Raw genomic sequence first — 780 nt, 5'->3', positions numbered from 1 at the left:
TTAATATGAGAAAGCCATTGTCAATAGGCGTGTTTGTTCGAGCCCGGTTTTAAACCGGGCTTTTTCGTTTCCCGTCGGGAGGGCCCGCGCACGCTGCACGTTTAGTCGACGCTTGCCTGGCAAGCTAATATCCGCGGGCTCTTGCGGGCGCGCTGCCGGCGGTCAGCCCGGTATGTCCGCGCACCCCACCGCATTTCGATTCTCCGTCCGGCGCGCTCGTCCGAAACCAGTCTTGTTCACGGGCGCGGCCCTTGCCTTGGGCTGCCCAAAAAAGGGTCGTGAACGCGCGCCGGCGATGCGTCGAGGCGCGGGCCCTCCCGGCGGGAGGCTTGTTGTCCGACGGGGTCAGCCGAGGGTCCCCTCCGCCCGGCGCCCGATCTCCCAGACCCAGCAGGCGAGCTCGCGCGCGACGGCGGCGTTTGCCTTGCACGGGCTCTTGCCCGCCGCCGCCAGCGCCTCGCGGCGGCGGCAGAGCCTGGCGGTGCAGTCGTCGGCGCGCGCCCGGATCGCCGCGGGGACGTCCGCGCCGGGCGCCGGGGCCTTCGGGCGGGGCGAGCACGTCAGGTAGTGCCACGCCGACTCCACCAGCGCCGTCCTGGCGAGCCGGTTGCCCGTCTTGGTTATCCCGCCGCGCCGCTCGGTCTCGCCGCTCGAGCGCTCCGACGGGACCAGCCCGCACCAGCTCGCGAAGGCCGGGGCCGTCCGGAACCTCGTGAAGGAGCCCGCCTCGGCTGCGAGCCTGAAGGCCGTCAGGGTGTCGATTCCCTTGATGCAGGAGAG

At 70.8% G+C, this 780-nt stretch carries 1 protein-coding gene; it reads right to left on the bottom strand.

What is annotated here, in order from left to right; genetic code table 11:
* Window positions 1–345: 345 nt before the first annotated feature.
* Window positions 346–780: transposase (locus ACTNDJ_RS08945; protein WP_441083574.1), on the bottom strand; the 435-nt coding region annotated here is incomplete at its 5' end.

It is taken from the genome of Collinsella sp. HCP3S3_D1, assembly GCF_052064015.1.
Taxonomy (GTDB): domain Bacteria; phylum Actinomycetota; class Coriobacteriia; order Coriobacteriales; family Coriobacteriaceae; genus Collinsella.
Note: the sequence above shows the minus strand (reverse complement) of the source record. Positions and strands in the feature narration are given on the sequence as shown.